We start from the raw sequence: 20,746 nt of genomic DNA, 5'->3' as shown, positions 1-20,746 counted from the left end.
CATGCGTACCCAGACTCTGCTCCGCGGTTCCCTTGCCCTGCTGCTCGCCAGCAGCGCCCTGCTGGCCCAGGCCGCGCCCATGCCCACCGTCAAGCCCATGCGCGGCACCGTGGACAGCGTCCAGGGCGACACCCTGGCCTTCACCACCCGCAATGGTGCCCACCAGACCCTGACGCTGGATGACAAGACCAGCTATCGCGCCGTGTCCAAGGCCAACCTGGACCGCATCGAAGCCAACAGCTTCATCGGCTCCGCCGCCACACCCCAGCCCGACGGCACCCTCAAGGCGCTGGAAGTCACGGTGTTCGAAGCCAGCCTGCGTGGCACCGGCGAAGGCCACTACGGCTGGGAAAATGCCGACGGCAGCACCGGCACCATGACCAACGGCACCGTGGGCGAACTCAAGAAGGCCAACGGCCGCACCCTGACAGTGCAGTACAAGGGCGGCGAGAAGCAGCTGGTGGTGCCGGAAGACGTGCCCATCGCCTACGTCGAGAAGGGCGACCGCAGCCTGCTCAAGCCCGGTGCCAAGGTGGTGCTGTTCCCTGCCGAAGACGGCAAGCATGTGAAAGGCGTGGCCGTTGGTAAGGACGGTTTCACTCCGCCCATGTAAGACCCGTACGCGGTCCTTTGCGACCGCGTCCATCCCAAGGTGAAGAGGGACTCCCATGACCATCTCGCGACGGCGCCTGGTGCACCGCTGGCCGGTGCGCCTCACCCATTGGCTCAACGCCCTGGCGATGCCCTGCATGTTCATGAGCGGCTGGGCGATCTACAACGCCTCGCCGCTGTTCCCCTTCACCTTTCCCGCCTGGGCCACTCTGGGTGGTTGGCTGGGCGGCGCCATCGCCTGGCACCTGGCAGTGTTCTGGCTGCTGGTGGTGAATGGCCTGATCTATCTGCTCTATGGTCTGTTCAGCGGCCATTTCCGGTGGGACTTTCTCCCGCTGTCGCCGCGCGCCATCGGCCGGGATTTCGTCGCCGCCTTGCGGCTGCGCCTCGGCCACCAACTGGGTACCTACAACGCCGTACAGCGCCTGCTCTACTGGGGCGTGCTGGCCCTCGGCGTGCTGGTGGTGCTCTCGGGGCTAGCCATCTGGAAACCGGTGCAGTTGCAGGTACTGGCCGCACTGCTGGGCGGCTACGACACCGCCCGCTACGTGCATTTCTTCGCCATGGCCGGCATCGGCGCCTTCGTCGTCGTGCACCTGGCCCTGGTCATCCTGGTCCCCCGCACCCTGCCGCCGATGATCACCGGCCGGGCGCACGAGGAGGTGAATGATGAGTCGGCGTGAACGCCTGCGCCTGGAGCCGGCGCAACAGCGCCAAGTGGAGAGTTTGCAACGGCGGCTGCTGCTCAAGCAGGGTCTCACCGTGGGTGCCCTGGCCATGCTCAGCGGCTGCAACCTGCAGGACGGCGACAGCGTCGACAAGGTGCTCTGGTCCATGTCGCGCTTCAACGACCGGGTGCAGGCCTGGCTGTTCGGCCGCGAGCGTCTGGCGCCGACTTATGCCGCTAGCCAGATCACCAATCCTTTTCCCTTCAACGCCTTCTATCCCGAATACAACGTCCCGGAAATCGATCTCAGCGACTACCGCCTTGAGGTCTCCGGCCTGGTCGCCAACAAGCAGGCCTGGACCTTGGAGGAGCTGCGCCGCCTGCCGCAACGGGCCGACATCACCCGCTTCATCTGCATCGAAGGCTGGAGTGCCATCGGCCAGTGGGGCGGGGTGCCGCTGTGCACCTTCCTCGAACGCATCGGCGCCGACACCAGCGCCAAGTACGTCGGCTTCAAGTGTGCCGACCGCTACTACTCCAGCATCGACATGGCCTCGGCGCTGCATCCCCAGACCCTGCTGGCGCTGGACTTCGGCCAGGTGGCCCTGCCGCCGGACTACGGCTATCCGCTGCGGCTGCGGGTACCGACCAAGCTCGGCTTCAAGAATCCCAAGCACATCCAGGCGCTGTTCGTGACCAACGACTATCCCGGCGGCTATTGGGAGGATCAGGGCTATAACTGGTTCAGTGGCATCTAGCCCGCGGAACCCCGGCCATGGGCGACAGTCGAGATACCACCCACCCCTTACCCAGGAGTCTCGTCATGTCCGCCCATCCCTCGATCGGTTTCATCGGCTTCGGTGCCATGGCCCAGCGCATGGGCGCCAACCTGCGCGAGGCCGGCTATTCGGTCATGGCCTATGCCGAGCACCAGCAGGACGGCGAGCGCCACGGCACGCCCATGGAACCGCTGGCGACGCTGCTGCCCCAAGCCGAGGTGGTGATCGTCTCGTTGCCCAACGACGCCATCCTCGAACAGGTCCTGCTCGGGCCCGATGGCGTCATTGCCCGCCTGCAAAGCGGGCGTCTGCTGATCAACACCAGCACCAACTCGCCGGCCCTGGCCCTGCGCCTGGAGGAGGCCGGTCGTGCCCGTGGCATCGCCGTGGTCGAGGCGCCGGTGTCCGGCAGCACCCCCGAGGCGGAAAAGGCCCAACTGGTGGTGCTGGCCGGCGGCGAACCCGAGGCGGTGGAACGTGCCCGCCCGATCCTCGAAACCCTGGGTAAGACCGTGCACCACGTCGGTCCGACGGGGCAGGGCGCCGCCATCAAGCTGGCCATCAACGGCCTGATGGGCGCCGGTCTCGCCGCCCTGGCCGAAGCCCTGGCCTATGCCACCCGCGCGGGACTGGATGCCGAGGTGCTGTTCGAGGTCTTCGGCGATCTGGCGGTGCTCTCGCCCCATCACCAGCGCAAGTTGGCCGCCCTGCGCGAGGGCGACTTCGCCGCGCAATTCCCGGCGGCGCTGATGCACAAGGACATGGGCCTCTTGCTGGCCGAGCTCAACGCCACCTACCAGGGCGCCCCGACGCTCGCCGCTGCGGCGCAGCAACTGGCGCTGGGCGCCGAACTGCACCCGGACGCTGACTATGTCATCACCGCCGATATCCTGCTGGAAGAGGCCGAGGACGCCGCCACCCGCTGACGCCTGGCTTTCACCCTTCCGGGACGACTAGACTGATCCGGTCAGTCGTCCCGGAAGTCCTGCTGCATGACCGCTACCGGCACCGTCCCTCAGTTCTGGCGCGACCCCGCGCTACCTTTTCTCGAGGCGCGCTCCATCCAGGACGGCCGCGAACTCTGCTATGCCCCGCATTCCCACGAGACCTTTTCCATCGGTACGGTGCTGGGCGGTCGCAGCCGCTATCACAACGGCCCGACCCGCGAGCTGGTAGGGGCGGGCACTCTGGTATTGATGAATCCCGGCGACGTCCATGCCTGTAATCCCCAGGGCGAGGAAGCCTGGCGCTATCGCATGCTGCACGTGGATGCCGCCTGGCTGGCCGACCTGCAGCGTCCCGGTGCCGACGACTTCCAGCCGCTGGCGATGCAGCTGTCGCGGGACGATCATCTCTACCGGGGGCTGGAGGCGCTGCACGCCTGCCTGGTCGATCCGGACAGCCTGTCCCTGGAGCGCCAGAGCCAGGCAATACTGTACTTCGAAGCCGTACTGGCGCGTCTCGGTCGCACGCCCGTCGCGATGACGCTGAGCCGCGAGGATCGCCGCCTGCGTCGCGCCGCCGACTTCCTCGATGCCTACTGCGCCGAAGGCGTCAGCCTCGACCATTTGAGCGAGGTCGCCGACCTGTCGCCCACCCATTTGATCCGCAGCTTCAAGCGCCGCTACGGGCTCACGCCCCACGCCTACCTGATCGATCGGCGCATCCGCCTGGCCCGCCAGCGCCTGCGCCAGGGCGAGGAACTGGCCGAGGTCGCCCTGGCCACCGGCTTCGCCGACCAGGCCCATCTGCAGCGCACCTTCAAGCGCCTGGTGGCGGCCACCCCCGGTCAGTATCGCGCCGCTTCAGCCCTCCCATAGCAGCGAAGCGGCGCAAAGCACCAGCAGCGCGGCGAGGACGCGATTGAGCAGGCGCAGGCGACTTGGCGTCAGGGCGCGGCCACGCAGCCACTGGCCGGCCACCGCCCAGCAGGTCAGGGAGGCGAAACAGATCACCAGGTAGAGTCCGGCGAATAGCGCCAGGCGCAGGCGATCCTCGCCGACGAACAGCGCTATCCCCGCCGCCGCGGCCAGCCAGGCCTTGGGATTGAGCCATTGCAGCAGGGCGCCATCGCGAAAGCCTGGGCAGCCATCCCTTGGGCGGCTGCCCAGGTCGCCCGCCGCCCGGGCCAGCTTCCAGGCCAGGTAGAGCAGGAAGAGGGCGCCGGCCACACGCAAAATGTCGAGCAGCCGCGGCCAGGCGGTCAGCAGCTCGTGCAGGCCACAGCCCACCGCCAGCAGCAGTGCGACGAAGCCCAGCGTAGCCCCGGCGACGTGGCGCAAGGCTGGGCGCCAACCATGGGTGAGTCCGGTATTGAAGCCCACCAGGTTGACCGGACCAGGGGAGAGGGAAGCCACCAGGGCGAAGGCGGCCATGGACAGGATCAGCGTCATCTCGAAGTCTCTCGCTAAGGGAGACTCGCACGCTAGCTGGCGGCGTCAGCGGCGGTATTGAAGAAAATGACCCTGCTGTGCCCGACGGAAGGCGGGAATTCGAAGCGCTACCAGGGCGTCCATTGTTGCGAGCCCAGCGCTCCCCCGGTGGTTTCAACGTCGCTGTCGGCCACCGGGGATTTTCTTCTGCTAGTTGGCCAACGGCAGGGTGAAGCTGAAGGTACTGCCCTGGCCGAGGGCACTGGTGACGGTGAGGGTGCCGCCGTGGGCCTCGACGATACCCTTGGCGATGTAGAGCCCCAGGCCGTGGCCGGTAGGGTTGTCTTCCTGCACGTGCCAGAAGCGCTCGAATACCCGTGCCTGCTGGGCCTGGCTCATGCCGCGACCGTTGTCGCTCACGCTGACCTCGGCCATGCCGTCGACCCGGCGCATGCTCAGCTGCACCAGGCCACCCGGCGCGGTGAACTTGATGGCATTGCCCAGCAGATTCATCAGCACCTGGAAGATGCGCTCGGCTTCCGCTCGCACCTCGATGTCTGGATCGGCCGCGAACTCCAGGCTGATCGTCTTGCTCTCCGCCAGGGGCCGCGACAGCAGGATGGGTTGGGCGCAGAGATCCACCAGTCGCGTCTCTTTCAGCTCCAGGCTCAGGCGGTCCGATTCGATCTTCGACAGATCAAGCAGATCGCTGATCAGCGCATTCATGCGCTGGGCGGCCGTCTCTATCACCTCCAGCGAGCTGCCGAGTCGCTCGTCGCCCACGGCGAGCTTCTCCAGCAGGCGCTGCAGCATGCCCACCTTCATCAGGATGATGGTGATGGGGCTGCGCAGGTCGTGGGAAACCGCCGCGACGATCTCGTCGCGCAGCCGCACGGCCTGGCGCTCGCGTTCCACCTGGCGCGCCAGATCGATCTCGACGGCCGAGCGGCGCAGGTCCTTGGCGGCGAACAGGTCGGCAGGACGCCAGCGTTCCGAGCGCAGCTGCACCAGCTCCTTCCAGGCGTCGAAGGAACGCCGCGGATGGGGATAGTTGAGTCCCGTGCCCAGCGCCGGGGCAGCGGTCTCCAGCTTGGCCGGATTACCGCTCCAGACAACGGTGGTGACGATTTCCGGACGGAACCACAGCACCAGGTTGCGGACCGGCTTGGGCAGGGCCAGGGCGAGCAGGCCGCTGGCACGGTCGCTATAGCGGCGCGCCTCGGGCAGTTCGTCTGCCAGGCAGCGCGTCGCATAGATGCCGGAGGCGTCCATCTCGGCAGTGACCCAGGCGGCCAGAGTGCGGATGTCCTCGGCGCCCGGGCATTCGCCCTGGATGCAGAGTTCGTCTTCCACCAGCACTGCAGCGCCCGTGGCATTGACCAGCTCCAGCAGCTGCGTGGCATGTTCACACAACCCGCCGAGCACCTCGCCCCGGCTATCGCACATGCCCTGGATCAGCGCGGCCAGCTGGGCTTCCCGCGCCTCTATCTCACGCTGCACCTGGCGATTGTCCAGCGCCCGAATCATCAGCGAGACCAGCACCCCTATGGAGCGGCAGGCCATCCGGGTGCGGAAGGGCAGGTACAGCGGTTCGCGATGGCCACAGCTGATCAGGCCCCAGAGCTGGTCATCGCTGATCAGCGACACACTCATGGAAGCCCGCAGCCCCTGGTTGCGCACGTACTGGCAGTGGATGGGCGACACACTGCGCAGCACGGCGTGGGTCAGGTCGATCGGGTCCTTCTCGGTGCCGTGCCGGAAGCCGGGCACCAGCGACACGGCCTCGTAGGCTGCGTCGGGAATGTTGCGAATCCAGTTCTCGTGGTAGAGCGCGCGGGCCTGGGCCGGGATGTCACTCGCCGGGAAGTGCATGCCCAGATAGCTATCGATCTCCGTGACCCTATCCTCGGCGACCACCTGGCCGTCACCACCGTCGTCGAAGCGGTAGACCACCACCCGGTCGAAACCGGTAAGGGCACGCACCTCCCGCACTGCTCCCTCGCACAGCTCGGCAAGGGTCCGTGCCTGTTGCAGTCGAGCCAGGGCGCGCGCCAGGCCGGCCGGCTCGACGCCACCGTGGTCGTCGGGCTCGAACTCCAGGAACACCAGGTTCTCACTGCGGTGCAGGATCACGTCCATGTCTCGCGTCGGCCGGCTCCAGCCGAGCGGATTGGCTTCCTCCAGGTGTTCCAGCGTCAGCGCCTGCTGCACCCGCGCGAACAGTTCCTCCGGTAGCACCTGTGCCAGGGGGCGATCCAGCAGCTCAAGCTCGGTCTTGCCCAGCAGCTCAGGCAGGTTGCGACTGATATGTCTGACTTGTCGTTCCGACTCGTCGAACGCCAGAAGATAACCATGCGCCTGGATCGCGCCTGGAATGCGGATTGGCTCGCTTTCACAGCTCTGCAGCGACTGACCAGGGGGTGCAGCTATCATGCGACTGTCTCAGATGAACTCTTGAATGGGACCACGCGCCGCCGCGCCTGTTGAAGTTATAGCGCCGAATCCGCATCTATGTGACGCAGGTCACTTCAGGCAGCGAAGGCCTTTAGTCATTCTTTCATCTGATTGCTTCGATAACGATTGTTGCGATCCTTTTTTGGGAAAGTGTGCGCCAGCACTCGTGAATCACCGCGGCTGGTCTCGGCCGACAGGGGCGGTATCATTGGCCTTTGTCCAGAGTTCAGCCATGGCCCGCTTTCGTCCGCTCCCCATCATCGACCGCAGTCGAGATGACCTCTTCATGCGCGAAGCGCTGGTACTGGCGGAGCAGGGCGCCCAGCAGGGCGAGGTGCCGGTCGGGGCGGTGGTAGTGCTGGACGGCGAAATCATCGGCCGCGGCTTCAATCGTCCCATCGGCGCCCACGATCCCAGCGCCCACGCCGAGATGGAGGCCATCCGCGCCGCCGCCGCGCGCCTGGCCAACTACCGGCTACCGGGTGCCACCCTCTACGTCACCCTGGAGCCCTGCAGCATGTGCGCTGGATTGATCGTCCACAGCCGCATCCAGCGACTGGTCTATGGCGCCAGCGAACCCCGCGCGGGCATGGCAGCAAGCCGCGGGCGCTTCTTCGAGCAGGATTTTCTCAACCACCGGGTGCTGGTGGAGGGCGGGATACTGGCCGAGGCTTGCGGCCAGGTGCTGACCGACTTCTTCCGCGCTCGCCGCAACCCCGCGTCAGGTGAGGGCTAAGCGGCTAATTCGCGCATCCTTGCCAATACCGCGTTCAACCCGTTGCTGCGCGACTGCGACAGCTGTCGCTCCAGGCCCAGTTCGGTGAGCCAGCCATGGATATCGAGCCGCGCCAATTCCTCGCGAGTGAGACCGTTGGCGCGGACCAGCACCACGGCGAGCAGTCCCTTGAGCACCCGGGATTCGCTGCTGGCACGGAAGAAATGGCGATCGCCCTGGGCTTCGTGGGTCAGGCGCACCCGGCTTTCGCAGCCCTGTACCAGGTCCTCGTCACGCTCTTCCAGTACCGCGGGCAAGCGCTCCGCCCATTGCAGCAACAGGCGCGAGCGTGCCTCCCAGCCCTTGGCGATGACGAAGGCGCGGCGGGCTTCCGCCGCATCGGGAAGCAGATTCATCGCAGCAGCTCCAGGGCGTTGTCCAGCGCGGTGAAGAAGCGCTGTAGATCCTCGGCGTCGTTGTACAGACCCAGAGACACCCGCAGCGCGCCAGGCGCTTGCAGGGTCTGGAACAGCGGCATGGCACAGTGCTGACCGGCGCGTACCGCGATGCCCTGTTCCCCCAGCAAGTGGGACAGATCGCCGACGTCCACGCCCTCCACCCGGAAACTGGCCAAGGCGATCTGCGGCTCACCGAAGATCCGCACCCCGTCGCGCGCGGCGAGACCGGCCAGCAGCTTCAGGCTCAGCGCCTGCTCGTGACCGCGGATCAGCGTCTCGTCCTGGCCCTGCAGCCAGTCCACCGCCGCGCCCAGGGCAATGGCCGCGCCGATGGGCGGCGTGCCGGCCTCGAAGCCCATAGGCGCGGCATGGAAGCGGGCCTCGTGGAAGGTGGTGTGGTGCACCATCTCGCCGCCGAATTGCCAGGGCTTGAGCTGTGCCAGGCAGTCGGCCTTGCCCCAGAGCACGCCAATGGCCTCGGGCGCATAGAGCTTGTGGCCGGAAAAGACATAGAAATCGGCGTCGAACTCGCCCGGGCGGTGACGGCCGTGGACCGCGCCCTGGGCTCCGTCCACCACCAGCCAGGCCGGTGAACGGGCGCGCACCAAGGCGGCCAACTCCGCCAGCGGTTGCCAGGTGCCGAGCACGTTGGACAGCTGGCTGACCGCGACCAGGCGAGTTCTAGGCCCCAGCAGTGTCTTGGCCGCGTCCAGGTCCAGATGACCGCTCGGGGTCAGGGGGATCACCTTCAACAGCAGGCCCCGGCGCTGCGCCAGCTGCTGCCAAGGCAGCAGATTGGCGTGGTGCTCCAGAGCGCTGATGAGGATCTCGTCACCCGCCGCGAAGGCGTCTTCCAGACCATAGGCCAGCAGATTGAGCGCCTCGGTCGCGCCGCGGGTCAGCACCACCTCTTGCGGCGAGGCAGCGCCCAGCCAGGCGGCGATCCGTCCACGGGCGCCTTCGTAGGCGGCGGTGGTCCGCTCGGCAGCCCAGTGCTGGGCGCGGTGCACATTGGCCGCGCCCAGGCTATAGCTGGCCAGCAGGGCATCCAGCACCACCTGGGGCTTCTGCGCCGTGGCGGCGCTGTCGAGGTAGGTGATGCCGTCGGCGGCGAAGGCGCTGAAGGCCGGAAACTCGGCTCTCCAGGGGGAGGGTAGCAACATGGCGACAGCTCCGGGGTAGCCCGCGCGCGGCGGGCTGCCCGGTGGTGGACTCAGTTGTGCGCGTGCAGCGCTTCGTTGAGTTCGATGGCGGTCTTGTTGGTCTTGCACTCGACCGCGCCGGTCTCCGAATTGCGGCGCAGCAGCAGATCGCTCTGGCCGGCCAGCTCACGGGCCTTGACCACCCGCACCAGCTGGTTCTGGTCGTCCAGCACCGCCACCTTGGTACCCGCGGTCACATAGAGGCCGGATTCCACGGTGCAGCGATCGCCCAGCGGGATGCCGATGCCGGCGTTGGCACCGATCAGGCAGCCTTCGCCGACGCTGATGATGATGTTGCCACCGCCCGACAGGGTACCCATGGTGGAGCAGCCGCCGCCCAGGTCCGAACCCTTGCCGACGAAGACGCCCGCGGAGACGCGGCCTTCGATCATGCCGGGGCCGGCGGTGCCGGCGTTGAAGTTGACGAAGCCTTCGTGCATCACCGTCGTGCCTTCACCCACGTAGGCACCCAGGCGCACCCGGGCGGTATCGGCGATGCGCACGCCGGCCGGCACCACGTAGTCGGTCATCTTGGGGAATTTGTCCACCGAGAAGACTTCCAGCAGCTTGCCGCGCAGGCGGGCTTCCAACTGCTCGGCCGGCAGCTCGGCCAGGTCCACGGCGCCCTGGTTGGTCCAGGCCACATTGGGCAACAGGGCGAAGATGCCGCTGAGATTCAGGCCGTGCGGCTTCACCAGGCGATGGGAGAGCAGGTGCAGCTTCAGGTAGGCCTCGGGGGTGGAGGCGGGCGCGGCATCTTCGGCCAGCAGGGTGGCCACCAGCGGCTTGGTGCTTTCGGCCAGGCGGGTCAGCAGCGCCGACTGCACGGCATCGATGCCCTTGAGCGCCTCGGCCAGGCCACGGGCCTGGGCCGGCGCGAAGGCGATGGCCTGGTTGCCGCCCTGGTAGTCGAGCAGGGGCGCGACCGCCGCCACCAGCTCGGCAGCGGGATTCAGCAGGGGCTGTGCATAGAAGACTTCCAGCCAGGCGTCCTGGCGATTCTGGGTGCCGACACCGAAGGCGATACTGAAGAGGGCATTCGACATGAGACTTTTCCTTTGCAAAGGCACCGATCCGGTCGGTGCGAGATGTTCGGTAGTAGGGGCGGTGGCCGCGGGGTCAGTTCAGGGTCGCGGCATAGAGCTCGGGCTTGAAGCCCAGCAGGGTACGATCGCCGAGATCGAGCACGGGTCTCTTGATCATCGAAGGCTGCGCCAGCATCAGGTCGATGGCCTTGGCGGTATCCAGATCGGCCTTCTGGGCCTCGTCGAGCTTGCGGAAGGTGGTACCGGCGCGATTGAGCACCTTGTCCCAGCCATGCTCCGCACACCAGGCCGCCAGCCGCTCGCGGTCGATGCCACTCTGCTTGTAGTCATGGAAGTGATAGGCCTGGCCGTGCTCGTCGAGCCAAAGGCGGGCCTTCTTCATGGTGTCACAGGCCTTGATGCCGTAGAGGCTCAGGCCACTGGCCGCTGCGGGCATGGCGTTCTCCTGCGAAAGACTGCAACCGCGGATTATGCCATGTCAGGCCGGAAAAGGGCCGAGCGTCGAACCTAGAGCAGGAAGGTGACGTAGGAAAGAAAAAGGCCGGGACAGTGCCCGGCCTCTGGGATCAACCGCGGCTTTTCACGCCGTAGGTTTCGTCCAGGGTGCCGGGGGCGCCATCGCCCTTGGGCGCATAGTCCCGCGGCGCTTCGGTCGGACCGTCGATGCGCTCGCGGCTGGTGGGGTAGCGCTGCTCGGCGCTGTGCAGCGAGGCCAGCAGGTGCTGGCGGGTCAGTTCATCCTGGGCCAGGCGCTCGGCACCTTCGGACAGGTGCGACTGCATGTCCTGGTAGGTCTGGGTCAGCTTGCGCACCAGGCCGGCGGTGGTGCTGAAGTGGCTGGTGACCTCGTGCTGATAGTCGTCGAACTTCTTCTGCAGGTCATCCAGCTGGCGCTGCACCCGGCTCGGCGCGGCACCCGGCACCAGGCGCGCCAGCAGAAAACCTATCCCGACCCCGATCAGCAGCGCGACCAGGGGCAACAACCAGGTAGTGAGCGACTGTTCCACGAAACTTCCTCTATGAGCGGCTTTGCTTTACGGTAACGGCAGACCGGCGAGCCTGTACACTGGGTTGCGTCATCTGCCATTCGCTGGGCGTCATCATACCCCGCACTCAGGCATCGCGCAGGATCGACCCTATCAAAATCAATTCCTTGGATGAGCACTGCGCGTCCGGGGTCACGGAGTCAAACGTGTCAGCCCGTGAAGAATCCCTGCTGCTGGAGGGCCCCGCGGGCACTCTGGAAGCCCTGTACCAGAGCCCGGCCGAACCCACCGGCGCGGTGGTGCTCTGTCATCCCCATCCGCTCCACGGCGGTACCATGCAGAACAAGGTGGTCGCCACCCTGCAGCGCATCGCTCGGGACGCGGGTCAGGCTACCCTCAGATTCAACTTCCGCGGCGTCGGTGCCAGCAGCGGCGTGCATGCCGGCGGCGAAGGCGAAATCGACGATGCCGCGGCCGCCGTGGCCTGGCTACGCGCGCGCCATCCCGAGCTGCCGCTGACGCTCTGCGGCTTCTCCTTCGGCTCCTGCGTCGCGGCCTGCCTGGGCGGTCGCCTGGAGGGCGAGGGCGTGGCGGTGGAGCGCCTGTTCATGCTGGCGCCGCCGGTGGAGCGCTTCACGGTCGACGGCCGCCTACCCAAGCAGGCGCGGCTGACCGTCATCCAGCCCGAAGCCGACGAAGTGGTCACCCCCGAGCGCGTCTACGCCTGGTCCGCCAGTCTCGATCTGCCCCACGAACTACTCCGCGTTCCCGAGTGCAGCCATTTCTTTCATGGCAAACTCGTCGAACTCAAAGATCTGGTCCTGCCCCGCCTGCAGGCCTGACCCTCGTTAGTCTCTCGGATTCCCAGCGCCTCCATGACCACTCGCATCCTCACTGGCATCACCACCACCGGTACCCCGCACCTGGGCAACTACGCCGGGGCCATCCGTCCCGCCATCCGCGCCAGCCTGGCCGACGATGCCGACTCCTTCTATTTCCTCGCCGACTACCACGCCCTGATCAAGTGCGACGACCCCGCGCGCATCCAGCGTTCGCGCCTGGAGATCGCCGCCACCTGGCTGGCCAGCGGCCTGGACCCGGAGCGGGTCACCTTCTATCGCCAGTCCGACATCCCCGAGATCCCCGAACTGACCTGGTTGCTCACCTGCGTCGCCGGCAAGGGCCTGCTCAACCGCGCCCATGCCTACAAGGCCGCGGTCGACCGCAACCTGGAGCAGGGCGAGGATCCCGATGCGGGCGTGACCATGGGCCTCTACAGCTATCCGGTGCTGATGGCGGCAGACATCCTCATGTTCAACGCCCTGCGCGTGCCGGTCGGCCGTGACCAGATCCAGCATGTGGAAATGGCCCGCGATATCGGCCAGCGCTTCAACCATTTGTTCGGCAATGGCCGCGACTACTTCGCCCTGCCCGAGGCGGTCATCGAGGAAAGCGTCTCCACCTTGCCCGGTCTCGATGGCCGCAAGATGTCCAAGAGCTACGACAACACCATCCCGCTGTTCGGCAGCGCCAAGCAGCTCAAGGACGCCATCGCCCGCATCGTCACCGATTCGCGCCTGCCCGGCGAGCCCAAGGACCCGGACAGTGCCCACCTCTTCACCCTCTACCAGGCCTTCGCCACCCCCGAGCAGAGCGCGGCCTTCCGCGAAGCCCTGCTTGGCGGCCTGGCCTGGGGCGAGGCCAAGAGCCAGCTCTTCGAGTTGCTCGACGCCGAGCTGGGCGAGGCCCGCGAGCGCTACGCGACGCTGATCGCCCGTCCCGATGACCTGGAAGACATCCTGCTGGCCGGTGCCGCCAAGGCCCGCCGCTACGCCACGCCCTTCCTCGGCGAACTGCGCGAAGCCGTGGGCCTGCGCTCGCTCAAGACCCAGGTCGCCACCGGCTCCACCAAGAAGAAGGCTAGCAAGACCGCTCGCTTCGTCAGCTTCCGCGAAAGTGATGGCAGCTTCCGCTTCCGCCTGCTCGATGCCGACGGCACCGAACTGGCGCTCTCGATCCCCTTCGCCGAAGCCAAGACCGCCGGCATCACCAGCAAACAGCTGATCACGACACCGGCCCTCGTCCAGGCAGGGGAGGGCAATAGCTTCCAGCTGCTGCTGGACAACCTGGTCGTGGCCGAAGGCGCCTCCAGCGATTCTCCTGCCGCCCGCGATGCCTTGGTCGAGCGCACCCGCGCCGCCCTGGCGCAATTGGCCGAAGGCTGACGGCACCTGCGGTCCCCGGCGTTGTCAACGCCAGGGACCGCCATTACAGTGACCACCCTTTTTTCCACCCGACCAGAAGCCGCCATGACCCCCCTCGAGCGTTACCAGGCCGACCTCAAGCGCCCGGAGTTTTTCTACGATGCCGCCCAGGAAGAGGCCGTCCGCCACCTGCAACGGCTCTATGACGACTTGCTCGCCGAGCCAGCCGCCAAGGGCGGTCTGTTCGGCAAGCTGCTCGGGCGCAAGACGGTCACCCCGATCAAGGGCCTGTATTTCTGGGGCGGGGTAGGGCGCGGCAAGACCTATCTGGTCGATACCTTCTACGACGCCCTGCCGTTCAAGCAGAAGATGCGCACCCACTTCCACCGCTTCATGAAGCGGGTCCATGAAGAGCTGCGCACCCTCAAGGGCGAGAAGAATCCGCTGACCATCATTGCCCGTCGTTTCGCCGACGAGGCGCGGGTGATCTGCTTCGACGAATTCTTCGTCTCCGACATCACCGACGCCATGATCCTGGCGACCCTGCTGGAAGAGCTGTTCAAGAACGGCGTCAGTCTGGTCGCCACGTCGAACATTGTGCCTGACGGTCTCTACAAGGATGGTCTGCAACGCGCGCGCTTCCTGCCGGCCATCGCCCTGCTCAAGGAACACACCGAGATCGTCAACGTCGACAGCGGCGTGGACTATCGCCTGCGTGCCCTGGAACAGGCCCAGCTCTACCATTATCCGCTGAGTGAAGCCGTCGAGGCGGCGATGGCCAAGAGCTTCCGTTCGCTCACCGTCGAGTGCACCGATCTCTGCGAAGACGTGCCGCTGATGATCGAGAACCGCGAGATCCGTGCCCGCCGCACCTGCGAAGACGTCGCCTGGTTCGACTTCCGTGCCCTCTGCGACGGTCCGCGCAGCCAGAACGACTACATCGAGCTGGGCAAGATCTTCCAGACCGTGCTGGTCAGCAATGTCGAGCGGATGGATGCCCTCAAGGACGACATGGCGCGGCGCTTCATCAACCTGGTCGACGAATTCTACGATCGCCAGGTCAAGCTGATCCTCTCCGCCGAGGTCGAGCTCAAGGACCTCTATTCCGGTGGTCGGCTGGAGTTCGAATTCCAGCGCACCCTCAGCCGCCTGCTGGAGATGCAGTCCCACGAGTACCTGGCCCGTCCGCACAAGCCCTGAACCCTGCCGGAGTTGGAGGATCAATCCTTTGACTCAGGTGCTTGGGAGCTGCTCGTGAATTCCAACCCCTTCGCCGACTGGGACGGCTCGGCCGCCCAGGCGCGCATCCTGCAGAAGCAACTGGCCACCGAGGTCCGCCTGGATGACGACTTCGGTGCGCCGCGCCGTTACGCCGGGGTCGACGTGGGCTTCGAGGAGGGCGGCGCAATCACCCGCGCGGTGGCCGTCCTGCTGGATGCCGAGACCCTGCAGCCCCTGGCCCATGCCATTGCCCGCATCCCTACCGTGATGCCCTATGTGCCGGGGCTGCTGTCCTTCCGCGAACTCCCGGCGCTGCTCCAGGCGCTGGAGGAACTGCCGGAGGTGCCCGAGCTGGTGTTCTGCGACGGCCATGGCATCGCTCACCCGCGCCGCCTGGGCATCGCCGCTCATCTGGGGGTGGTCACCGGTCTACCGACCATCGGCGTCGCCAAGAAGATTCTCACCGGCCATCACGGCGAACTGGCCGAAACCCGCGGTGCTCAGGTCGACTTGCTGGATCGCCAGGGGGAGGTGATAGGGTCGGTGCTGCGCAGCAAGGACAGGGTGAAGCCACTGATCGTCTCGCCCGGTCATCGCGTCAGCCTGGCCACCGCTCCCAGGCTGGTCATGGCCTGCGTCAGGCGCCATCGGCTGCCGGAACCGACGCGGCTGGCGGACCACCTGGCCTCTCGCCGTCAAGGGTCGGTGGCCACCCAGGCGCTATTTTCTTTCTAACTTTCAATTGCTTTTTCGTCCTGAACGGGTATCATGCCGCAGCTTTCTTGGCGGGGGATGCCTAAGCCTGCCGAGATCGCCGTAGCGGACGCCGACCCGAGCCCCCGAAGAGCGTCTGTTTCCGGCTGCCCCTGACTTGTCTGGGGTTGCACTGTTGTGTAGAATTTGCCGTCTTTTTACCAGGGCGGCCTCTGAGGCCATAGAGAATGAAAACTTTCACCGCAAAACCGGAAACCGTTAAGCGCGACTGGTACGTCGTCGACGCTGCTGGCCAGACTCTGGGTCGTCTGGCTACTGAAATTGCCACTCGCCTGCGTGGCAAGCACAAGCCCGAATACACCCCTCACGTTGACACTGGCGACTACATCGTCGTCATTAACGCCGAGCAGGTTCGTGTGACCGGTGCCAAGACTACCGACAAAATGTACTACCATCACTCCGGTTTCCCGGGTGGCATCAAGTCGATCAACTTCGAAAAGCTGATCGCCCGTGCTCCCGAGCGCGTCATCGAGACCGCCGTCAAGGGTATGCTGCCGAAGAACCCGCTGGGCCGCGACATGTATCGCAAGCTCAAGGTGTACAAGGGTGCGAACCATCCGCACACCGCTCAGCAGCCCCAAGAACTCAAGTTTTAATCGGGATAGTAGAACATGTCGGCAACTCAAAATTACGGTACCGGCCGTCGTAAGACTGCCACCGCTCGTGTCTTCCTCCGTCCGGGCACTGGCAAGATCTCCATCAACGATCGCACCCTGGATACCTTCTTCGGCCGCGAAACCGCGCGCATGGTCGTCCGTCAGCCCCTCGAGCTGACCGAGACCCTGGAGAAGTTCGACGTTTACGTTACCGTCGCTGGCGGTGGTGTGAGCGGCCAGGCCGGTGCCATCCGTCACGGCATCACCCGCGCTCTGATCGAGTACGACGAAGGCTACCGCAGCTCCCTGCGCAAAGCCGGCTACGTCACTCGTGACGCCCGTGAAGTCGAGCGTAAGAAAGTCGGTCTGCGCAAAGCGCGTAAGCGTCCGCAGTACTCCAAGCGTTAATCCTTCGGGATTCGCTCGAAAAACCCAGCCAAGTGGCTGGGTTTTTTTATGCCCAGGATTTCTCTATTGACAGTGGCGGGATGGCGCCTTGGCTGGCGGCCTGGCTCAAGCAGCGTGCTGAAAGGTCGGTGGTGGATGGATTCGCCAGTCTGCTGTCCGAATGTTCAGGGCGGGCGTTGACGCTAAGGGCATAGCTGTCGAATGGGGGCGAAGTCTTTCCTTTGGCAGCCCCAATGCGCAGGCCCTGTCATCGTTCGCTAAGCTTGGTGCCTACTGGTGTCGAATCGTCCAGGCGCTATTGGTTGGGTTGGTGCGCCATCGCCAGGGCCCAGCCTTCAAGTCGCGTCTGGGGTATCCGAGTGCCATGGGGCGCGGCGGATCCACCCTGGCAGGCGCTTGGGTCTTAGATCGCTGAGTGCTCTGGTTGGGAGGGGGCGCTATCGGCAAAGCCTGGACAGTCGCTCTAGGTTGAGCGCCGGAGGCTCAGCCGCTATCTCCGGCTTTGCCGGTGGCGCAAGAATCCTATTTCCGCTGCACGGCTTCAGTGCTAGGTCTCTTTGAGAGCAGGCATGGAGAAATCGCAGGGATAAAAAAGGGGCGCCTGAGCGCCCCTTTCCGTTAACGCCAAGAATCAGCTGGGATGGTTTTCCCGCGATTCGTTGCGCTTGCGCTCGAGCTCGGATTCCGCCCGCTTGGCTTCCTCTTCCGTCGATGCCTCTGCCTTGGGCTCTTCCTGCGCGGTGACTTCCTCGGCAAGCGGAGCGACAGCGGCCGGTTCTTCCTGGGCTGCGCTGGGCGCGATTTCGGCGGGCTGTTCGATCACGACCGGAGCCGATTCCGCTTCAGCGGCAGGGACTTCCTCTTGAGCTGCAGGCGCCTCCTGCGGCTCCACGGTTCCTACCGCTGCGGTAGCGAAGGTTTCCTCGGTCTCGGCGATGGCGCCCAAGGTGGGTGCCTGAGCGTCCTGCTCAGCCTGCTTGGCGCGTGCCGCTTCGGCTTCGCGGGCCAGGCGCTCACGGCGACGACGCTCACGTGGGTCGTTGGAGGCGCGACCAGCGGCCGATTCGGTGGCTTCGGTCTCGACCGGGGCAGCCGGGATGGGCGCCGTGGTCGTCACGGGGGCGACCTGCTCGGCGACCGGGGCGGCGATCTCCACGTCCTGGTGCGGCGCACGCTCGTCCTGCAGCTGGCTCGCGCTGGGCGTGAGGATTTCCGGCTGGGCAGGTGCCTCGGCAATCGGCTGTTCCGCCGACGTCTCCACGGCAGCTTCAACAGCGGGAGTGTCGGCCACAGTTGCCGGCGCCTGCTGATGCGCTTCGCGGACCTCTTCCTGGGTGGCGACGGCGGTCACGCTCTCGCTGACCACGACGGCGGTGCCCAGGGCGACCGCGGCTGGCGCGACAGGGGCGTCGGTGGCTACAGCAGTTTGCTCTTCGTCGTCGATGAAGTTGCCATTGGCATCACGCTGACGTTCGCGACGGTTGCTGCGACGGCGCTGACCACGGGAACGGCGACGCGGACGCTCTTCGCCTTCTTCCAGTTCGTCGTTGCCTTCCAGTACTTCTTCTTCGTTCAGCTCTTCGGCACTGGCTGCAGCCTGACGCTCTTCGCGAGCCTTGCGTTCTTCACGGGGCTGACGCTCTTCGCGCGGCTTGCGCTCTTCGCGGGGCTGACGCTCTTCGCGAGCCGGACGCTCTTCGGCGCTCACGCGCCCTTCGCTGGGCTGGCGCTCTTCACGGGGCTGACGCTCTTCGCGAGCGGCGCGTTCTTCGCGGGGCTGACGCTCTTCACGAGCGGCGCGTTCCTCGCGGGGTTGGCGCTCCTCGCGGTTGGCGCGTTCCTCGCGCGGTTGGCGCTCTTCACGCGGCTGGCGGTCTTCGCGAGCGACCCGCTCTTCACGGGGTTGACGCTCCTCGCGAGGCTGACGCTCTTCACGCGGCTTGCGCTCTTCCCGAGCCGGACGATCGCTGCGTTCGCCACGGTCGGCGCGCGGCTGGCGTTCTTCGCGGGGCTTGCGCTCGTCATCGCGACGGCCTTCGCGGCGGCGATTCTGCTGGCGGCCGTTACGGCGTTCGTCCTGGCGGCGCTGCTCGTCGCTGCTCTTGGTCGCTTCGGGGGTGGCGATAGTCTTGTCGGCCAGCGGCTGCTCTTCGGTCTTGCCGGCGAACAGGCTGACCAGGGACTTCACCAGGCCCTTGAACAGATTGGGCTCGGCGGCCGGCTTGACTGCCACCGGGGCGGCCGGGGTCACGACGTCGGCGGTGACGGATGTCGGTGCCGGGGCGCGCTCGGGCGCTACCTTCACCGCGGCTTCCTGGCGCACCAGGGTCCGGGTGGAGCTAACCGGCAACACTTCCTCGGCTTCGGTGTTGGCCATCTCGTAGCTGGACTGGCTGTTCAGCAGCTCGGGATTGTCGTCACGCAGGCGCTGCACTTCGAAGTGCGGAGTCTCGATGTGGTCATCCGGCAGGATGATGATGCGCACGCGGGTGCGCAGCTCGATCTTGGTGATGCTGTTGCGCTTCTCGTTGAGCAGGAAGGAGGCGACCTGGATCGGCACGTGGGCGCGAACCTCGGCGGTGCGATCCTTCAGGGCTTCCTCTTCGATCAGGCGCAGGATGGCCAGCGACAGGGATTCCACGTCGCGGATGATGCCCTGGCCGTTGCAGCGCGGGCAGACGATGCCGCTGGTCTCGCGCAGGGAAGGGCGCAGGCGCTGACGAGACATTTCCAGCAGGCCGAAGCGGGAGATACGACCGATCTGCACGCGGGCGCGGTCGGCTTCCAGGGCTTCGCGGACGCGGTCTTCCACGGCGCGCTGGTTCTTCACCGGAGTCATGTCGATGAAGTCGATGACGATCAGGCCGCCGATGTCGCGCAGACGCAGCTGGCGGGCGATTTCCTCAGCCGCTTCCAGGTTGGTCTGCAGGGCGGTTTCTTCGATGTCACCGCCCTTGGTGGCGCGCGCCGAGTTGATGTCGATGGACACCAGGGCTTCGGTGGGGTCGATGACGATGGAGCCGCCCGACGGCAGCTTCACTTCGCGCTGGAAGGCGGTCTCGATCTGGCTTTCGATCTGGAAGCGATTGAACAGCGGGACGCTGTCCTGGTACAGCTTGATCTTGCTGGCGTACTGCGGCATCACCTGGCGGATGAAGCTCAGGGCTTCTTCCTGGGCTTCGACGCTGTCGATCAGGACTTCACCGATGTCCTGGCGCAGGTAGTCGCGGATGGCGCGAATGATGACGTTGCTTTCCTGATAGATCAGGAAGGGGCCCTTGCGCTCGCCCGAGGCTTCGGTGATCGCGGACCAGAGTTGCAGCAGGTAGTCGAGGTCCCACTGCAGTTCTTCGGTGCTGCGGCCCAGGCCGGCGGTTCGCACGATCAGGCCCATGTCGCCGGGGGCGTCCAGGCCGTTCAAGGCTTCGCGCAGTTCGTTGCGCTCTTCACCCTCGATGCGGCGGGAGATGCCGCCCGCGCGGGGATTGTTGGGCATCAGCACCAGATAGCGACCGGCGAGGCTGATGAAGGTGGTCAGGGCGGCGCCCTTGTTGCCGCGCTCTTCCTTTTCGACCTGGACGACTACTTCCTGGCCTTCGGAGAGCACTTCCTTGATGTTGACGCGGCCTTCCGGGTTCTTCTTGAAGTATTCCCGGGAGATTTCCTTCAGCGGGAGGAAGCCGTGGCGATCGGCGCCGAAGTCGACGAAGGCGGCTTCCAGGCTGGGTTCGATGCGGGTGATGCGGCCTTTGTAGATGTTGGCCTTTTTCTGTTCGCGGGCACCGGACTCGATGTCCAGGTCGAACAGGCGTTGACCGTCGACCAGGGCAACCCGCAATTCCTCGGGCTGGGTCGCGTTGATGAGCATTCTTTTCATGTAATACCACTACGTTCCGGGCTCTCGGTCCGCGTGGTGGCAACAGGATTCGAAAGAAGGGTGCGCGGGGGTCGTATCGAAGCCGGATAAGACCGGCCTTCGTGTCCAGCAGCAGGCCCGGGGGCGTGCCGCGACTACGTCTCCTGCAGGCGCTCGAGCGACTGCCTTTGCAGCTCCACAGGAGGAGGAATCAACCAGGCATGGTGCGGGCGTGACAGCCGAAAGGCTCGGGCAGCCGGGTCGTCGCTGGATTCGTGTCAGGTGTCGCTCGGTTGGAGCATCGGCCGTTGGCCTCGAGGCTTCCACCTGCGATCGTCACCTTGGCCGAAGCTGGGCGCGAAGCGGGCTGCAGGCGTACTGTCAGGCTACGCGATA

General features: G+C 65.9%; 20 protein-coding genes. 12 read left to right on the top strand and 8 right to left on the bottom strand.

What is annotated here, in order from left to right; translation table 11 throughout:
- Nucleotide 1: 1 nt before the first annotated feature.
- The 5 genes from QZ471_RS06130 to QZ471_RS06110 all read left to right on the top strand — a co-directional run bounded on the left by QZ471_RS06130 (nt 2) and on the right by QZ471_RS06110 (nt 3,878).
- A complete protein-coding gene (locus QZ471_RS06130; RefSeq protein WP_295461813.1) occupies nt 2–613 on the top strand; it encodes a hypothetical protein in 612 nt (203 codons plus the stop codon).
- Between the two features lie 55 nt (nt 614–668).
- Entirely contained in the window at nt 669–1,295 is a 627-nt protein-coding gene (locus QZ471_RS06125) for a cytochrome b/b6 domain-containing protein (protein WP_295461811.1), read from the top strand.
- Nucleotides 1,282–2,037: a molybdopterin-dependent oxidoreductase gene (locus tag QZ471_RS06120; protein WP_295461809.1), complete on the top strand. Its 756-nt coding sequence runs from the start codon at nt 1,282–1,284 to the stop codon at nt 2,035–2,037. Before QZ471_RS06125 ends, QZ471_RS06120 begins: the two co-directional genes overlap by 14 nt.
- 65 nt (nt 2,038–2,102) lie before the next feature.
- Nucleotides 2,103–2,984, top strand: a complete 882-nt coding sequence (locus QZ471_RS06115; RefSeq protein ID WP_295461807.1) for an NAD(P)-dependent oxidoreductase — start codon at nt 2,103–2,105, stop codon at nt 2,982–2,984.
- A 66-nt stretch (nt 2,985–3,050) separates the two neighbouring features.
- Nucleotides 3,051–3,878 carry an AraC family transcriptional regulator gene (locus tag QZ471_RS06110; RefSeq protein WP_295461805.1) on the top strand — a complete coding sequence of 276 codons (828 nt, stop codon included), beginning with the start codon at nt 3,051–3,053 and terminating at the stop codon, nt 3,876–3,878.
- On the opposite strand, the gene QZ471_RS06105 is transcribed toward QZ471_RS06110, so the two are convergent.
- On the bottom strand, nt 3,864–4,451 hold the full coding sequence (locus tag QZ471_RS06105) for a LysE family translocator (RefSeq protein WP_295461803.1): 588 nt from the start codon (nt 4,449–4,451) through the stop codon (nt 3,864–3,866). The two genes, QZ471_RS06110 and QZ471_RS06105, sit on opposite strands and share 15 nt — an antisense overlap.
- 189 nt (nt 4,452–4,640) lie before the next feature.
- Nucleotides 4,641–6,863 carry an ATP-binding protein gene (locus QZ471_RS06100; RefSeq protein WP_295461801.1) on the bottom strand — a complete coding sequence of 741 codons (2,223 nt, stop codon included), beginning with the start codon at nt 6,861–6,863 and terminating at the stop codon, nt 4,641–4,643.
- A 253-nt stretch (nt 6,864–7,116) separates the two neighbouring features.
- Here QZ471_RS06100 and tadA point away from each other — a divergent pair, with 253 nt between their 5' ends.
- A complete protein-coding gene (tadA, locus tag QZ471_RS06095; RefSeq protein ID WP_295461799.1) occupies nt 7,117–7,620 on the top strand; it encodes a tRNA adenosine(34) deaminase TadA in 504 nt (167 codons plus the stop codon).
- On the opposite strand, the gene QZ471_RS06090 is transcribed toward tadA, so the two are convergent.
- The 5 genes from QZ471_RS06090 to QZ471_RS06070 form a co-directional block, all read right to left on the bottom strand.
- Nucleotides 7,617–8,015 carry a SufE family protein gene (locus QZ471_RS06090; protein ID WP_295461797.1) on the bottom strand — a complete coding sequence of 133 codons (399 nt, stop codon included), beginning with the start codon at nt 8,013–8,015 and terminating at the stop codon, nt 7,617–7,619. The two genes, tadA and QZ471_RS06090, sit on opposite strands and share 4 nt — an antisense overlap.
- On the bottom strand, nt 8,012–9,220 hold the full coding sequence (locus QZ471_RS06085; protein WP_295461795.1) for an aminotransferase class V-fold PLP-dependent enzyme: 1,209 nt from the start codon (nt 9,218–9,220) through the stop codon (nt 8,012–8,014). The genes QZ471_RS06090 and QZ471_RS06085 overlap by 4 nt, the downstream gene beginning before the upstream one ends.
- A gap of 50 nt (nt 9,221–9,270) precedes the next feature.
- Complete coding sequence (dapD, locus tag QZ471_RS06080; protein WP_295461793.1) at nt 9,271–10,305, bottom strand: 2,3,4,5-tetrahydropyridine-2,6-dicarboxylate N-succinyltransferase; 1,035 nt, start codon at nt 10,303–10,305, stop codon at nt 9,271–9,273.
- 73 nt (nt 10,306–10,378) lie between these two features.
- The gene (locus QZ471_RS06075) at nt 10,379–10,741 is read right to left on the bottom strand and encodes an ArsC family reductase (RefSeq protein WP_295461791.1); all 363 of its coding nucleotides are present in this window, start codon (nt 10,739–10,741) and stop codon (nt 10,379–10,381) included.
- A 130-nt stretch (nt 10,742–10,871) separates the two neighbouring features.
- On the bottom strand, nt 10,872–11,312 hold the full coding sequence (locus tag QZ471_RS06070) for a DUF1043 family protein (RefSeq protein WP_295461789.1): 441 nt from the start codon (nt 11,310–11,312) through the stop codon (nt 10,872–10,874).
- Nucleotides 11,313–11,497: 185 nt separating this feature from the next.
- On the opposite strand from QZ471_RS06070, the gene QZ471_RS06065 reads away from it, so the two are divergent.
- The 6 genes from QZ471_RS06065 to rpsI all read left to right on the top strand — a co-directional run bounded on the left by QZ471_RS06065 (nt 11,498) and on the right by rpsI (nt 16,494).
- Nucleotides 11,498–12,133, top strand: coding sequence for an alpha/beta fold hydrolase (locus tag QZ471_RS06065; RefSeq protein ID WP_295461787.1), 636 nt, complete (start codon nt 11,498–11,500; stop codon nt 12,131–12,133).
- Nucleotides 12,134–12,166: 33 nt separating this feature from the next.
- A complete protein-coding gene (locus QZ471_RS06060) occupies nt 12,167–13,516 on the top strand; it encodes a tryptophan--tRNA ligase (RefSeq protein WP_295461785.1) in 1,350 nt (449 codons plus the stop codon).
- A gap of 84 nt (nt 13,517–13,600) precedes the next feature.
- Entirely contained in the window at nt 13,601–14,695 is a 1,095-nt protein-coding gene (gene zapE, locus QZ471_RS06055; protein WP_295461783.1) for a cell division protein ZapE, read from the top strand.
- Nucleotides 14,696–14,749: 54 nt separating this feature from the next.
- Complete coding sequence (gene nfi, locus QZ471_RS06050; protein ID WP_295461781.1) at nt 14,750–15,451, top strand: deoxyribonuclease V; 702 nt, start codon at nt 14,750–14,752, stop codon at nt 15,449–15,451.
- Nucleotides 15,452–15,657: 206 nt separating this feature from the next.
- Nucleotides 15,658–16,086, top strand: coding sequence for a 50S ribosomal protein L13 (rplM, locus tag QZ471_RS06045; RefSeq protein WP_007160609.1), 429 nt, complete (start codon nt 15,658–15,660; stop codon nt 16,084–16,086).
- Between the two features lie 15 nt (nt 16,087–16,101).
- Entirely contained in the window at nt 16,102–16,494 is a 393-nt protein-coding gene (rpsI, locus tag QZ471_RS06040; RefSeq protein ID WP_058764621.1) for a 30S ribosomal protein S9, read from the top strand.
- Between the two features lie 631 nt (nt 16,495–17,125).
- On the opposite strand, the gene rne is transcribed toward rpsI, so the two are convergent.
- Nucleotides 17,126–20,371: a ribonuclease E gene (gene rne, locus QZ471_RS06035; protein ID WP_295461778.1), complete on the bottom strand. Its 3,246-nt coding sequence runs from the start codon at nt 20,369–20,371 to the stop codon at nt 17,126–17,128.
- Nucleotides 20,372–20,746 lie beyond the last annotated feature (375 nt).

Source organism: uncultured Pseudomonas sp. (genome assembly GCF_913774235.1).
GTDB lineage: Bacteria > Pseudomonadota > Gammaproteobacteria > Pseudomonadales > Pseudomonadaceae > Chryseomonas.
The sequence above is the reverse complement of the archived record's forward strand: the minus strand, read 5'-3'. Positions and strand labels throughout refer to the sequence as shown.

Excerpts from the sequence above, each read along its gene's own strand:
- QZ471_RS06130 (WP_295461813.1), top strand. The coding sequence starts at position 2 with ATGCGTACCCAGACTCTGCTCCGCGGTTCCCTTGCCCTGCTGCTCGCC.
- QZ471_RS06125 (WP_295461811.1), top strand. The coding sequence starts at position 669 with ATGACCATCTCGCGACGGCGCCTGGTGCACCGCTGGCCGGTGCGCCTC.
- QZ471_RS06120 (WP_295461809.1), top strand. The coding sequence starts at position 1,282 with ATGAGTCGGCGTGAACGCCTGCGCCTGGAGCCGGCGCAACAGCGCCAA.
- QZ471_RS06115 (WP_295461807.1), top strand. The coding sequence starts at position 2,103 with ATGTCCGCCCATCCCTCGATCGGTTTCATCGGCTTCGGTGCCATGGCC.
- QZ471_RS06110 (WP_295461805.1), top strand. The coding sequence starts at position 3,051 with ATGACCGCTACCGGCACCGTCCCTCAGTTCTGGCGCGACCCCGCGCTA.
- QZ471_RS06105 (WP_295461803.1), bottom strand. The coding sequence starts at position 4,451 with ATGACGCTGATCCTGTCCATGGCCGCCTTCGCCCTGGTGGCTTCCCTC.
- QZ471_RS06100 (WP_295461801.1), bottom strand. The coding sequence starts at position 6,863 with ATGATAGCTGCACCCCCTGGTCAGTCGCTGCAGAGCTGTGAAAGCGAG.
- tadA (WP_295461799.1), top strand. The coding sequence starts at position 7,117 with ATGGCCCGCTTTCGTCCGCTCCCCATCATCGACCGCAGTCGAGATGAC.
- QZ471_RS06090 (WP_295461797.1), bottom strand. The coding sequence starts at position 8,015 with ATGAATCTGCTTCCCGATGCGGCGGAAGCCCGCCGCGCCTTCGTCATC.
- QZ471_RS06085 (WP_295461795.1), bottom strand. The coding sequence starts at position 9,220 with ATGTTGCTACCCTCCCCCTGGAGAGCCGAGTTTCCGGCCTTCAGCGCC.
- dapD (WP_295461793.1), bottom strand. The coding sequence starts at position 10,305 with ATGTCGAATGCCCTCTTCAGTATCGCCTTCGGTGTCGGCACCCAGAAT.
- QZ471_RS06075 (WP_295461791.1), bottom strand. The coding sequence starts at position 10,741 with ATGCCCGCAGCGGCCAGTGGCCTGAGCCTCTACGGCATCAAGGCCTGT.
- QZ471_RS06060 (WP_295461785.1), top strand. The coding sequence starts at position 12,167 with ATGACCACTCGCATCCTCACTGGCATCACCACCACCGGTACCCCGCAC.
- zapE (WP_295461783.1), top strand. The coding sequence starts at position 13,601 with ATGACCCCCCTCGAGCGTTACCAGGCCGACCTCAAGCGCCCGGAGTTT.
- rplM (WP_007160609.1), top strand. The coding sequence starts at position 15,658 with ATGAAAACTTTCACCGCAAAACCGGAAACCGTTAAGCGCGACTGGTAC.
- rpsI (WP_058764621.1), top strand. The coding sequence starts at position 16,102 with ATGTCGGCAACTCAAAATTACGGTACCGGCCGTCGTAAGACTGCCACC.
- rne (WP_295461778.1), bottom strand. The coding sequence starts at position 20,371 with ATGAAAAGAATGCTCATCAACGCGACCCAGCCCGAGGAATTGCGGGTT.